Below are 13,880 nucleotides of genomic sequence, written 5' to 3'. Positions count from 1 at the left end.
TTCGTGATTAATTGAACCAGTTTTTCTTCGGTATCCAGTTCTCCGACATGCTCGACGATCTGTTCGGCTTCCAGCCGGATCGCTGACTGGTGAAATACGTTCCCCAGCACATATTCCAGGTAATGGGAAATGATCGTCTTACCCATCCCGGCGGCATTCACAAACACGGTCAGTTTCGCCTTTTCACCGCTGGTCAGATCCTGAAAAAACGTATGCCGGTCCTCAACTGGTTGCCAGCGATCCGCCATGGGAACACTCTGTCCGGGACCCACCCGGGACTCCAGGCGCTGGATCGCCGTCAGTGGGTTGTCACCCGGTTCACATTGCAACAGTGCAAGCTGCTGATTCGAAATGAATCGCTGCAAATCCGGAGGATCCTGGCTCATGAACTCGGCCCCGTTATCTTGGTGTATTGATCAGTTATGGAATTCTGCAGAGAGCCAGGCAAGGCATACGACTGGTAAATGCTACTCTCTAGTCTGTTCAATCATTGATAAAAATTTGATCTAAAGCAGTTTAAAAGTGCTCAGGTCAAATAACTTCAATGCTCTTTATGTACAGTTATGCAAGCATCTGCACCAAGATGCAAGCGTTTCACACTCATTCCTTAGACCGGATCCGTAGGTAAAGGGGATGTGGACTACACAAATTACAAAAATATTTTTGCGAATTTCCGCATTTCGATCCTTTTTTCAACTAGTTTGGATATTTTGAAAAAGATATGTGCAGAAATTAACCCAACGCCCCCCTTATTAATTGAAAGCCAGGATTATTTATTCGGTGACCTAAGACAAAAGAAAGTAGCCAAGATGACTCGGGAAAATGTATTGACGCTTCAGATCGCTGAGGAATTTTGTTCTGATGCTGAGGATCTTTTATGGGGACCAGGGTGTGTTACGTTAGAAGCGTTCACCGAAATAACAAACGAAGCGGCTAAGCGTCTGAGTGAATTCGCTGGGACACTTGAACTTAACGGCTTGAAAAACATATCAAATAAAGCAGCAGAGTACCTCGGTAAGCACAATGGCGGCCTCGAACTTAATAGTATAAAGTATTTGTCATCCCTTGCGGCTGAAGGCCTTGGTAAGCATTCAGGCTGGCTCGAGCTCAATGGCTTAACGAGCTTATCAGGTATAGCAGCTGAAAACCTCGGTAAGCACGATGGCGCCCTTGAGCTTAATGGTATAACGAATTTGTCATCCCTTGCGGCTGAAGGCCTTGGCAAACATTCAGGCTGGCTTAAGCTCAATGGCTTAACGAGTTTATCAGGTACAGCAGCTGAGCACCTCGGCAAGCATGATGGCGCACTTGAGCTTAATGGTATAACAAATTTGTCATCCCTTGCGGCTGAAGGCCTTGGTAAGCATTCAGGCTGGCTCGAGCTCAATGGCTTAACGAGCTTATCAGGTATAGCAGCTGAGCACCTCGGCAAGCATGATGGCGCACTTGAGCTTAATGGTATAACAAATTTGTCATCCCTTGCGGCTGAAGGCCTTGGCAAACATTCAGGCCGGCTTAAGCTCAATGGCTTAACGAGTTTATCAGGTACAGCAGCTGAGCACCTCGGCAAGCACGATGGCGCACTTGAGCTTAATGGTATAACAAATTTGTCATCCCTTGCGGCTGAAGGCCTTGGCAAGCATCGAGGCTGGCTCAAGCTCGATGGTTTGAACAGCTTGTCTGATGTGGCAGCAGAAAACTTCAGCATATATGAAGGTAGCCTCAGTCTGACTGGATTGAGAGGCTTGTCTGATAAGGCAGTAAGGTTCCTCAGTAGGTATGATGGAAAGCTCTGCAATTATGGTATCTTCTACTTTGGTTCAGATATAGAAGCGATGTTTAGAAAAGAGAGATGTTCGGTTCTCTTTCTCAATGAATCTTTATTCCAATTGATTGATGAATGTCGTAAGCCCAATTCTTTTAGAAACCTCCTCAGGGATTTAAGAAGTATTTCTGATACGGAAGTAGAAAGACTTGGCGAGCATTCAAGAGGCCTCGAGCTCAATGGCTTAACAGCCTTACGGGATGAAACAGAGAACATCGGTAAGCAAAACAGTCCGCAAGAATGATTTCAGAAATCGGTAGTATCTTTCTGAATTCTGCTGGTTTAGAACTCCTTCCAGTTTATCTCACTTGCGAGATGCTTACTCCAAAGCATCGACTAATAATACCATTTTCGACCATCCGCTTTCGCAGCAAACTCCAAAAATTAATCTACCAGGTGTTTGGTTTTCAACAGGATCTTCTAACAGATCCATCGATAATAAGTCCATTCAGAATACAGCCACTACATCAATTCAATTTTCCCAACAAATGACGTTCAACCGACATGATTACAGTTTAATTTCTTTCTTGGCAAAGTCATTGCGGAAGACTCTTTGAGCCTCTGCATTGGAAAACCATCAGGAGACCCCTGCACAGAATATTTGATTTTTCCAAACAATGTTTTCCGAATTCCACCCGTTTGATCACCTTGAATATATAGAGGAAGTTCAGGCGTGACCTGCAAAATTAATTTTTTATTGAAAAACAGTAATAGCGAAACACGAAAGATCCCCTTTTCCAATAGTCAGACAGTACTTCATTCCAAAAGGAAGTTCACCAGGTATCTGTCGGAGCAGTAATCAGATCCAGTAATACACCAGTAAAATAATGAAATCATCTATGATTACAGGGCCTCTCAAATTTCTCCCGCTGATAAAGACAGAACAGGGAGTTGATGTACTCGATTTGCAGCATGAATGGTGATGGTCAATGCTATATATTCAGTTCCCGTGGCATTCATGGAAACTCCTTTCATCTGAAATTTATGATTCAGAAAGTCAAACCGATGAATAAAAGAAGAATTATTCAAACATTCTTGTGTTGCCTGGTACTTGTAGCTGGCGATTCGTTCGTCCATACAGAAGAGGCTTCTGCACAACCTCAGGAAGCTGAGGAGTATATCTACGAGTTGTATACCTTAGAAAACAACTTGGTTGAGGAAGTCAAACCGCGACTGGATGCCATCCGCAAAACTTTTCAGGAATCACGCCTCGAAATAGAAAGTCATCTGCTGGCGCTGCGACAGGATTTTGATGATGAAAAACGCATAGAGGCTTATAAGTCATCTCTGAATCAAGCAAAGATCAATTTTCAGCAAGTGCTACAAAAGTTTTCTGACATCGAACCACAGATGATGAAAGGATTTCAGCAGTGGGCCAGTTCATTGGAGCCTGCCGTCGGCGAATTAAAAGAAGACCTCTCAAAGGCCAAACAGGACCAGCGCAAATATGCCGAACGAAAAGTGAGGCTGAAGGCGATCCTGGAAAAGCTGGCTCAACAGCATGCGACGGTTTTGACTTCGACATCGATCAGTCTTGATCCAGATCTGGCATTAAACGTATGTCTGATTGCTGCTGACCTGGATATTGCGACGCAGTACGAAACGCTCAGCCAGCTTGACTTTAAATTCCTAAAAACAATGCTGGATGAACTGAAGCAGAAGAAAGCGATGTTGCCCCAACTGAAACACAATTTTTCTGTGAACGTGCATAAAGCCAACGGCAAGCAACTGGCTCTCGGCAAGCTCTCCGAAATCAAGTCCAATAGAGAATCTATCCATAAGCTCGTTCTCAGAGGATTGCACTTGCTCAATGTGATGTCCAGTTTTGAAAATGATCTTGGCGAAATGGTGTGTCTATTCAACTCCTTTCTCAATCACGACCGCATTAATCACGATCCCATTCTACAGGCAGCTTATCGCAAGCTGTTTGTGAAGAGTCAGATTACAACCGTGAATGAGATCGAATTTCTCAAACGTTTCCTCCCTCAGTCAAAACAGGAGTATGTCAATGTTACGCCTTAAGAAGACCTGGCTGATTCTGGCCTCTATGCTCGCTGTGGTTATCTATTTCCAAGGTGACCGGAACGATTTACTGGGAATTATGCACGATCAGTGGGATATCCCTCAACCTGCAAATCAGAGTTCTCTCATCGAAAATGATTTACAGGAACTCCATAGAATTTTGAAGGAGAAAGAAAACCAAAATAAAGATAGTAAGCCTTATTATCATATCCCGCCTAGTTTTTATGACGTTCCTATTTGTGGACCTTCGAGAAGTACTCAGGTATTGAAGAATCAGGTCACAGTCGGAAATGAGATCGAATTTCTCAAACGTTTCCTTCAACATTCTACTAAACAGGAGTGTGCCAATGTTACGCCTTAACATGGCCTGGCTGATTCTGACTTGTCTGCTCGTAGTTGGTATCTATCTGAACGAAATCCGAGTGGCTTTTCAGTTTTAGCAGTTGCAAACCCTGGTTATGGATATAAGGGGGAGAAGATTTCTGTCGACTGGTCTGATCTATCATCGATTATTCTTTGATCTGAAGCGGTTGCAACATATTGGAAGTGAAACAGGATTCGGTTCATTTATGTGCAGTTCTGCTGATCTTCCACCTCTATTTCAAGTGCTTCAGCGATAGCAAATATCGGTTTTTAGTCATTGTGTGACAACACTTTGTGACACGATTAGCCCTTATTGTAAAGTGCACACAAAAGGCCACGTTTGGCTGGTTGTGATCAAACCGCAAACGGGAGTTTTTTCTTAAAATGAAGTCTTTCTTTAAGTTCTAGTATCACAAAATTTATCTACTGGATAAATATGCTTTCACTTGTATGAATATGAAGGTATCATTATCCATATGGCAAAAAATCAAACCAAAAGAAAACCGATTCAGGCAGCCAGAAAGATCTTCTATAAGGCGGGTGGTGTCCTACGCACCCGGGAGGCCCTGCAGGCAGGAATTCACCCTCGCACCCTCTATGCACTACGCGACAGTGGGCAAATCGAACAGTTGAGTCGGGGCCTGTTTCGCCTGGCGGAGGAAACTCCCCTGGGTAATCCTGATCTGGTGACGATAGCCCATCGGATTCCGGAAGGCGTTATCTGCCTGATTTCCGCACTGGCCTGGCATGAACTGACAACCCAGATCCCGCATGAAGTGTATGTAGCGATTCCTCGGGGGAAGGAGCGTCCCCGCATCGATTATCCCCCAGTAAAACACTTCTGGTTCAGCCAACTGGCTTTTGAATCCGGAATCGAAACTCAGCAGGTTGACGGCGTGCCGATCCGGATCTATTGCTGTGAAAAAACCATTGCAGACTGTTTTAAGTATCGAAACCGTATAGGCCTCGACACGGCGCTGGAAGCATTGAAACTTTACCGACAGCAAAAATTGATTGATACAGGAGCACTGCTTCGTTATGCGGATATCTGTCGTGTCAAACGGGTGATGACTCCCTATCTGGAGGCGATCCTGTGACAGATCGCCCCATCAAAAACATTGCGGATTCAGTAAGACAACGTCTGCAGAACAGAGCAAGGGAAACCACTCGGCCGTTTCAGGAAGTGCTGCAATATTTTGCGATGGAACGGTTTCTGTACAGAGTCTCGAAATCATTGTATGCAGATCAGTTCATTCTGAAAGGTGCTCTGATGCTGAATGTCTGGCAGACTCCCACCTCTCGACCAACACGGGATATTGATTTCCTGGCCAGAATGAATAACGACGTCGGAGCGGTCGTTAATGTCTTTCGCGAAGTCTGTCTGCAGTCAGTGGAGCCAGACGGTCTTGAACTGGACATTGACAGTCTTGAGGGACAGATGATTAAAGAAGACGCAGATTACTCAGGAGTACGGGTGACATTTGGCGTATTTCTGCAGAATGCCCGTGTTCCGATGCAGATTGATATCGGTTTTGGAGATGTTGTCGTTCCTGAAGCCACCTTGAATGATTATCCGACACTTCTTGAATTTGAATCACCTCGGCTACGCACCTACCCACGAGAGACAGTTGTTGCGGAAAAACTGGAAGCGATGGTTAAACTCGGTCAACTCAATAGTCGAATGAAAGATTTCTATGACCTGTGGCTGCTGGCACGACAGTTTGACTTCGATGGGGAACTCTTGTCAAATGCCATCACCCAGACTTTTCAGAACCGGCAGACAGCCCTGGTAAAACATCCTGTAGCTCTTACACCTGAGTTTACCGAGGATCAGATAAAACAAAAACAATGGCAGGCTTTCCTTCGCAAATCACAGCTGGAAACCGCCCCTGACCAATTAACGGACCTTGCCATTCAACTGCAAACATTTCTAGTCCCTCTTTTAACAGGACTAATAAATAAACAGCAAATAAACGGGAATTGGAGGCCGGGAGGACCGTGGATTGTAGACTGAGATCAGCGCCAGAAATAAGAACAAGCTTCTTGCTTGTTCCAGGCACCGCTGTCATTCGTGGGGGCATGTCATGATCAGTAGGTCGTGGGAGTCGTCGGCTGATTTAAAGTAAGTCGGTCGAATCATTCCAGAAACGATGACGATCATGGGCTAGGCAGATGGAAACCGGGCAATTCAGGGCTCCTCGATATAAAAACCTCACTCATGCGTAAGTCATCATAGAGGATGCGAACTTGGGTAAGCTAACTTGATCTCATGACTTTAGAAGTTAGCCCTCGCAAGAGCTGTTATGAAAAGTGTTTTATACGGGACGAAATAGAAATGTATTTATATCTACAAGGCTACAAGTTTTTTTTCACGCTTGGGTCTTGCAAACGTAAAATCTGGAAACTTTTTCGTTTTCTGGACTTCGTTTTCGGTAGTGGTTTGGCTTCATGAATAGACATCCAAATTTTCATTTTCAATTTTAGATCGAAGGGGATAGATTGATGATCCCATTTCTGAATAGTGCCTACTATGAATTCATCTGAGGAATGAGATAGAACTCTGTATTTACCAAATTGATATCTTCCGACTTCTTTCTGGCCGTTATTCCACTCAATCGTAAATTGATCAATCCCCTGATCAAGGCTACTGGCATTCAAGTCTCCTCCTTCCAGCGTCCATTCCTGACCATTCATCCGAGTGGCCTTGAAAATAGTACCCTCGGTCGCTTTAGGATTTGTCCAAATAAAGATGTAATATGTCTCGATTGTATTATTTCTCAACTGCGATTCATGAAAAAAACTGTGAGGATATTCCTCTGAAAGAGCAACTGTTTCAGACATCATGACCAAAAACATAATCGTCAATACCTTATACACGGTCGGTTTCTCCATATTTTGGGATTATGATACTCAGTGGTTAGAGTCGTAAGTGTTTTCAAGATGCTTGATTTGTTCCTGTTGAACAATGCTCCGTTCTACTCTACGAACGACACCCTTCACATGAATTTGAATTCCGATTTTTAGAGGATTCTTGGGCTTAAAGTTCAGTCAGATTTAAACTTATAGTTTTGTCTATTGAGTCAAACACCCCATCTCTGAGCACTCAATATGTCGGAAAAGTTCACGGAATCGTATAATTCAGTAACCATCTATACGCGGTAATCAAATATGTTTAGATTTGGTACGAGTTTTAACGGTAAAATAAGTCTAATGACAGATGAATTAGTACATTTGAAGTAGAATCTTGCAGAGAATTGAGCGAATGGAGATTGTCGTTTAAAGCGGACCAATAGGCATTTGACTGTTGCACCTTCAATGATAGAAAACTTGCTAGGATTCACAGAGTCCATTCCATATCTGCCAGATAATTCACTCAAATCTAGATTGTAATTGTAGACAATTGTCTGAATGACTTTAATGCTGACTAGGATCAGAGAACGAGGTCAGTGTCGAGATCTGGATGCTGACCAAGACTCTCGACTGCTGCATCCGAAAGACTTGTCAGACCATCGAGGTGAAGCTTCCACTGATGTTTACAGAGGCCCTCGGCTGCTTCATCCGAAAGATACGTCAGACCACCGAGGTCAAGTTCGCCTTGATGCTTACCAAGACTCTCGGCCGCAGCATCCGAAAGGCTCGTCAGACCACTGAGTTGAAGTTTTCCCTGATGCTCACTAAGACTTTCGGCTGCAGCATCCGAAAGACTTGTCAGACCACCAAGGTAAAGAGTTCCTTGGTACTTACCGAGACTCTTGGCTGCAGCATCCGAAAGACTCGGCAAACTCCAGAGATGAAGAGATCCCTGATGTTTACTCAGTCCCTCGGCCGCTGCATCTGAAAGACTTTTCAGACCGTGGAGGTGAAGCTCGCCCTGATGCTTACCAAGGCTCTCGGCTGCTTCATCCGAAAGATACCTCAGACGTTGAAGGTCAAGCTCCCCCTGATTCTTTCTGAGGCTCTCACCCGCTATATCTGAAAGACTTGTCAGACCATCAAGGTGAAGCCTGCCCTGATGATTACCGAGACTCTCGGCTGCTACATCCGAAAGACTCGTCAAACCGCTGAGATAAAGAGTTCCTTGGTGCTTACCGAGACTCTTGGCTGTTGCATTCGAAAGACTAGTCAAGCCACTGAGGTCAAGAAATTCCCGACACTTCCCCAAGCTCTCAGCTGCCGCATCTTCAATGGTGCTAAACTTGCTAAGATTCACTGAATCAGTATCTGCTAGAAACTGCTCTGCAATCTCTATTGTGATTGTAGAACTGTATTGTTTAAACGTTTTTGCTGCAGGTCCAGGCCAGGCGGTAACGTTAGTGTAGAGATTCGGGTGCCGAGCAAGATTTTTGGCTGCGACATCCGAAAGATACTTCAAACTGAGGTGAAGTTTTCCCTGATACTTACTAAGACTTTCGGACGCTGCATCCGAAAGACTGATCAGATCGAAGAGTTGGAGCTCTCTTTGATGTTTGCTGAGACTCCTGGCTGCTGCATCCGTAAGATACTCCAGACCATTCAGTTGGAGTTCACCCTTTTGCTTACTAAGCCCCTCAGCTGCTACATCCGAAAGATGTATCAAACCATTGAGCAGGAGAGTTCCTTGATGCTGACCAAGCCCCTCGGCCGCTGAATCCGTTAGATACTTCAGACCATTGAGCAGGAGAGTTCCCCGATGCTTACCAAGACTCTCAGCCGCTGAATCCGAAAGACTCATCAGGCCACTAAGATTAATAAATTCCTGATGCTCACCGAGGCATTCAGCAGCAGCATCCTCAATGGTGGTAAACTCGCTAAGGCACACAGAATCTGACCCAGCAAGAAATTGCAAAGCATTATGCACCGTTAGTACTTCATTCGATTTCATTTCAAATACTTTCAGGCGATGGTTTAGGTTCCAGATTGATTACTTAGCTGCGATTTCGATACATTAAGCCATCACGTCTAAATTCTCTTGTATCAGGTCCCATCCTTTTGATTCGGAACCAGATTCAGTATTCCATTTGTTTCCCTATTTAATTAAGGGGTTCTCGCAGATGCAGAAACAAAATTACTTTCATGTTTTCTCTAAAAAGTTAAAAAAACACGATGAGATTCGTCGCTTCTCATTCTTTAGAAGTTATTTACGTCATTTGATTGATCAGGCCCCGTCGGTACTTTTCTCCATTTTTTCAACGCGTGCGTAGACTGCGTCTGCTTGAAAAAAACACAAAAAGAAAGAGGGCAAAGGGTAACAGGAATAAAGAACACAGGGTTACTTGGTCCTCAAAATACGAAACCCGATGTCGCTGTCATGGAGCGATACGAAGCTCCTGTCGCGCCACGCCGAACGAAGGAAGAACGATATGATGCCCCAGGCACCGCCGCGACACGACATAATAGTGTTCGGATGCACTTCATTCTTGGTGCCAGTGTGGTGCCCTGCATACACATCCTGGTACTCATTACCCATCCACTCCCGCTGATTCCCCAACAGGTCCATCACTCCCTCTCCCTTAGGGTCCAGCTCTTGGGTTGCCTTACTGGAACGCCGGGAGTCTGCGGGAACTGTTTTTTTAGCATTACTCCCATGACATTCCGGATGGTTCTCACTTTCATCCCCCCACTCGGCGGCCCACCAGTAATCCCACGTCAACTGCTGCTCTGGAGGCATCCCGTATTTGACCGCGTACTCGAATTCATGTTCCAGTGGCAAACGGCAGGGTTTGTTATCCCACCGGCACCACTGGCAGTACGCCCACGCCGTATACCAGTTGATATACAGGGCCGGACAGTCGGGCTGATTGCTAAACTTCAAGTAGTTATTTTCCCCACGCAGACCATGTTCTGGGCTGAACAGGCGAAAACACGCATTCGTTACCGCACGACGCTGCATTCGAAATGGTGACACCAGAATTGGATTTGTATCTGCAGTTTCATTTTTATCTTTTGGCGGATCTGATCCAAACCAGACCACATGGTTTCCCTTTTCATCCAGCATATTGGGATCATTATCATTTTCATCCGCAAACCAGACAAAATCTTTCTGGAGTTGAAGCGCTTCTTGCTGCCGATATCTTCCTTGTCTTCCTTGTGAGATCGCTTGAAACTCACCCCACCAGCGACTACGGATCTGCAACGCAGATTCATTCTGTTGATCACACAGTTCTTGCAGTCGCCACCACGTCTGGTAAATGAATTCAGAGGAGCGTCTCGCTTGCCACTGGATTTCATCCAGGTTGGTTTCTGAATTCAGTTCATCATAGAACCGTCCTGTCTCCCGATCGAAACAGGGGCAGTAGAGTAATTCGGCAGTTCTCAACCAGGATTTGACTTTTGTTTGATCAGGCCTAAGATCGCAGAAATATTGCCAGATTTCTCTGTAGGCTTGTGTCGGCTTGAAGTCCCATTCGACAATCCAGTTCTGCTCCCACATCAGTTGCGCATCTTTGCGCTTGCAGAAGTTCGCCAGATAATAACCACAAAAGAATTCCTGGATTCCCCGGTTGGAAAATGCGAACTGCTCCCGATCTCCCCCTATCGAACGGGCATTCGGCCCAGGGACAAGTAGATCTCCTCTAATCGCATGATCCAACTGGCTCAGCATCTCGAACAAGTCATCCTCATTGATAACCCACGACTTCTTTTTCTCTAACGTATGTTCCAGTTTCTGCCAGACTTGATCTCGAAAAACCGTAACTGATGCTTGATCTTCGATTTTCCGAAAATTGGGATAATATAGTTCGTCTTCTGTCTGAATCCTTTGGCTCGTCATTTCAAAAGCACACGTGGCCAGAATCCGCAGCATCAGATCGATATCAGATCGTTTGACCAACTTTCGATCTTTATTGACGGGGCGTGCCTCTGGATGTTCTTCCATCGATTTCCAGATTGCCGACACCATCGCGTAGTACATGATGTCGGCGGGAGTCTGCAGATCGCCGTCATCCAGTCGGTGTAGCTTGACTTCCCGCAGATACTGCAGCACCCGGGGATTATCCAGCGTTGCCTTCAATCGTTCGTTGTCTCTGATGTTGGGGTGCTCGTAGCGCGAGACCGCTTCACCTTTCACTTTTAGAAATCGCGTTTTCTGGAAGTCGTCAAAGGCAAGTACACGCAGCAACTGCCAGTTCCCCTGAGCAAAGAGCTTTTTGCGTAGCCCCAGTGCATAGGGACGCGTGGAAATCACAAACCGACAGTCTTTCCAGGGGCCGTGCTGGTTAACTGTTTTGGATAGCCGATCCAGATCCCCGGACGCTTCATCCAGGGCATCAATCAGAAACAGCACTTTGCCCTGTTGCCGCAGCCAGCGCAGAGATTGTTCCAGCGCAGCATCTGACTCAGTCGTATGATCACTCAGCTGTTCCAGCGCCTGATCAAACAGGAACTGGGAATAGTTTTTGATTCCATGATTGTCTACCAGGTATTTGGCCTCCAGCAGGATCGACAGGCAGTCCAGGCGGGGATGGGCCAGCACATAGTGCAGCCACTCCATCATTTTGGTCTTGCCCATGCCGGCCGCGTTGACCAGCACCGTTCGCTGAAAATCAGCAGAGCCTGCCAGCAACTGCAGCAACTCTTCGCGGCGCTGAGTGAAATCACCCCACTGCCAGGCAGAATCTTCCGGATGATCGCGATGCTCGTCTTCCAGGTAAGGCAGGACCTTGCAGTGCAGGAAGTTAGCAGGCGCCTGATGCCCCGGTTTCAGCTTCAGCACCTGTAGCTTTTGGTCATGTATGTACGGGGGAGGCATTGGTCCGTTTTCTTATCTTCATTTGTTTTGGTGCCAGCACTCAGTTTGTTAACGCAATTTTTTCAACGCGATCGCAGACTACGTCTGCTTTTAAAAAGGATAAAAAGAAAAGGGCAACAGGGATAATTCATATATGGTTAATTTGACCTCAGCATACGAAAACCGTAGTAGCTATTATGATCCTCTGGAACGAACCCTGTACGATTCGAGAGTCGGAGTATGAATGGTCTGCTGTAAAATGCACCGCCGCGACACGAAATTACGGGGTTGGTTTGCCCCTTTGCAAATCCCTCTGTTTCACGTCCCACATAAATCTCCTGAAATTCATTTCCCATCCATTCCCACTGATTCCCCAACAGGTCCATCACCCCCTCACCCCTGGGATCCAATTTTATGGTGGGTTCACTGGCACGCCGGGAGTTCGCGGGAACCGTCCCTGCCTCATAAGCATGATTCCCGTGACACTGCTCGTACTTTTTTTCCTCATCCCCCCACTCGGGAGCCCACCAATAATCCCATGAAAGTTGTTGTTCTTTCGACATACCGAACTTAACCGCGTACTCGAATTCATGTTCTAGTGGCAAACGGCATGACCTGTTATCCCAAAAGCACCACTGGCAATACACCCACGCTGTATACCAGTCGATATATAACGCGGGGCACGCTGCTTCTCCACTCAAAGTATGGTAACTATACTTCCCTTGCAAACCATGTTCTGGACAAAACAAACGAAAACTGGAATTCGTCACTGCACGACGCTGATAACTAAAAGAAGAGACTTCTATCGGATTCTCACCCTCTTCCGTACGTTCGTTTGACCGGCTGAACCCCTCAGCTATGTGTATCCAAGCATCCTCTTCATTTTGAATCATAGGAATCAAATACTCATCGAGATTGCTTTTTCTCGTAGCTTCTGGTTGTTCGAGTAGCCATTCATAACGCTTGAGCAACCAATCACGTAACTCGTCTATGGGATCGTTGGCATGCTGGAAGTTTTCTTCCCATTTTTTCTGCACGGATTGGGGAATCTGATCCCGACTGGGTGGCCGACCCCAGTCTTTCGAACCGAACCAGACTTCCCCCGCCGGGAAATCGACAAAGTCCTCTTGGAGCTGTAGAGCAACTTGCTGCAGTGCCTTCCCCTGCTGACCGTCTGCGATCGTGGTAAACTCCCCCTGCCAACGATCGCGGATCTGCCAAGCACGTTTTCTGAGATCGCGTTCTGCTTTTCCTAGTCCCTGCTCGGCCGTTCCCTCTAGCTCACAAAACGCTTCCAGGCGGAACCAGGCCTGGTAGATGAACTCTGGAGAGCGTCGCGCCTGCCATTCAATCGTATCCCGGTCAACGTCAGCGGGGAGTTCGTCATAAAACTGCCCGGTCCGGGCATCGAAGCAGGGACGGAACAGCAGTTCGGCTGTCTCCAGCCAGACGTTATCCTTACGGAACCCCGGTTGGTTCTGCAGCCGGAAGTCGGCCTGTGCTTTGAGGTCGACAAAAAACTGCCAGACCTCCCGGTATTCCTGGGATAGTTCTCGGTCCCACTCCACGATCCAGTTCTGCTCCCAGAGCAGTTGCCGGTCTGTATCGCGGGCATGGTTGGCCAGGTAGTAAGCCGTCAGCCATTCCTGCAGTGACCGGTTCTGGAACTGGATTTCAGTCAATGTTTCCGAACCGGCTTCCAGCAGATCGAACCGGAGGGCCACATTCAGTTTGCCCAGTGAGTTCAAGATGGGCTGCACTTTCTTTTCACTCAGGCGAATCCCCAATTGCTCCTTGAAATCAGGCAGATCCTGACTCGAAATCCGCGTGAAATTCGGCTGCAGAACATCCTGGTATTCCAGCTGTTCGCAGGTCTGAGCGAAGGCAACAGTAGCGAGACCTTGCAGGATGTCACTGACTGAGTCCGCATCTGTGTTCCCCAGGTTCAGCTTCAGGTCCGGAAAC

General features: G+C 46.5%; 10 protein-coding genes. 5 read left to right on the top strand and 5 right to left on the bottom strand.

Annotated features, from left to right (window positions below; translation table 11 throughout):
• Nucleotides 1-386: hypothetical protein (locus ACN0YN_RS30940; protein ID WP_417388729.1), on the bottom strand; the 386-nt coding region annotated here is incomplete at its 3' end.
• A 249-nt stretch (nucleotides 387-635) separates the two neighbouring features.
• On the opposite strand from ACN0YN_RS30940, the gene ACN0YN_RS30935 reads away from it, so the two are divergent.
• From ACN0YN_RS30935 to ACN0YN_RS30915, 5 genes are all read left to right on the top strand, one after another.
• Complete coding sequence (locus tag ACN0YN_RS30935; RefSeq protein ID WP_417388728.1) at nucleotides 636-2,069, top strand: hypothetical protein; 1,434 nt, start codon at nucleotides 636-638, stop codon at nucleotides 2,067-2,069.
• A 761-nt stretch (nucleotides 2,070-2,830) separates the two neighbouring features.
• Nucleotides 2,831-3,847, top strand: a complete 1,017-nt coding sequence (locus ACN0YN_RS30930; protein ID WP_417388727.1) for a hypothetical protein — start codon at nucleotides 2,831-2,833, stop codon at nucleotides 3,845-3,847.
• Nucleotides 3,834-4,208: a hypothetical protein gene (locus ACN0YN_RS30925; RefSeq protein ID WP_417388726.1), complete on the top strand. Its 375-nt coding sequence runs from the start codon at nucleotides 3,834-3,836 to the stop codon at nucleotides 4,206-4,208. The genes ACN0YN_RS30930 and ACN0YN_RS30925 overlap by 14 nt, the downstream gene beginning before the upstream one ends.
• A gap of 478 nt (nucleotides 4,209-4,686) precedes the next feature.
• On the top strand, nucleotides 4,687-5,307 hold the full coding sequence (locus ACN0YN_RS30920) for a type IV toxin-antitoxin system AbiEi family antitoxin domain-containing protein (RefSeq protein WP_417388725.1): 621 nt from the start codon (nucleotides 4,687-4,689) through the stop codon (nucleotides 5,305-5,307).
• A 104-nt stretch (nucleotides 5,308-5,411) separates the two neighbouring features.
• Nucleotides 5,412-6,224, top strand: coding sequence for a nucleotidyl transferase AbiEii/AbiGii toxin family protein (locus ACN0YN_RS30915; protein ID WP_417388730.1), 813 nt, complete (start codon nucleotides 5,412-5,414; stop codon nucleotides 6,222-6,224).
• Nucleotides 6,225-6,565: 341 nt separating this feature from the next.
• On the opposite strand, the gene ACN0YN_RS30910 is transcribed toward ACN0YN_RS30915, so the two are convergent.
• The 4 genes from ACN0YN_RS30910 to ACN0YN_RS30895 form a co-directional block, all read right to left on the bottom strand.
• Nucleotides 6,566-7,066, bottom strand: coding sequence for a hypothetical protein (locus ACN0YN_RS30910; protein ID WP_417388724.1), 501 nt, complete (start codon nucleotides 7,064-7,066; stop codon nucleotides 6,566-6,568).
• Nucleotides 7,067-7,640: 574 nt separating this feature from the next.
• Nucleotides 7,641-9,071, bottom strand: a complete 1,431-nt coding sequence (locus ACN0YN_RS30905) for a hypothetical protein (RefSeq protein ID WP_417388723.1) — start codon at nucleotides 9,069-9,071, stop codon at nucleotides 7,641-7,643.
• A gap of 387 nt (nucleotides 9,072-9,458) precedes the next feature.
• A complete protein-coding gene (locus tag ACN0YN_RS30900; RefSeq protein ID WP_417388722.1) occupies nucleotides 9,459-11,936 on the bottom strand; it encodes an SUMF1/EgtB/PvdO family nonheme iron enzyme in 2,478 nt (825 codons plus the stop codon).
• Between the two features lie 137 nt (nucleotides 11,937-12,073).
• Nucleotides 12,074-13,880, bottom strand: a 1,807-nt coding sequence (locus tag ACN0YN_RS30895; protein WP_417388721.1) for a formylglycine-generating enzyme family protein, incomplete at its 5' end; no start/stop codon positions are given.

It is taken from the genome of Gimesia sp. (genome assembly GCF_048260065.1).
Taxonomy (GTDB): domain Bacteria; phylum Planctomycetota; class Planctomycetia; order Planctomycetales; family Planctomycetaceae; genus Gimesia.
The sequence above is the reverse complement of the archived record's forward strand: the minus strand, read 5'-3'. Positions and strand labels throughout refer to the sequence as shown.

Excerpts from the sequence above, each read along its gene's own strand:
- ACN0YN_RS30930 (WP_417388727.1), top strand. The coding sequence starts at position 2,831 with ATGAATAAAAGAAGAATTATTCAAACATTCTTGTGTTGCCTGGTACTT.
- ACN0YN_RS30925 (WP_417388726.1), top strand. The coding sequence starts at position 3,834 with ATGTTACGCCTTAAGAAGACCTGGCTGATTCTGGCCTCTATGCTCGCT.
- ACN0YN_RS30920 (WP_417388725.1), top strand. The coding sequence starts at position 4,687 with ATGGCAAAAAATCAAACCAAAAGAAAACCGATTCAGGCAGCCAGAAAG.
- ACN0YN_RS30915 (WP_417388730.1), top strand. The coding sequence starts at position 5,412 with ATGGAACGGTTTCTGTACAGAGTCTCGAAATCATTGTATGCAGATCAG.
- ACN0YN_RS30910 (WP_417388724.1), bottom strand. The coding sequence starts at position 7,066 with ATGTTTTTGGTCATGATGTCTGAAACAGTTGCTCTTTCAGAGGAATAT.
- ACN0YN_RS30905 (WP_417388723.1), bottom strand. The coding sequence starts at position 9,071 with ATGAAATCGAATGAAGTACTAACGGTGCATAATGCTTTGCAATTTCTT.
- ACN0YN_RS30900 (WP_417388722.1), bottom strand. The coding sequence starts at position 11,936 with ATGCCTCCCCCGTACATACATGACCAAAAGCTACAGGTGCTGAAGCTG.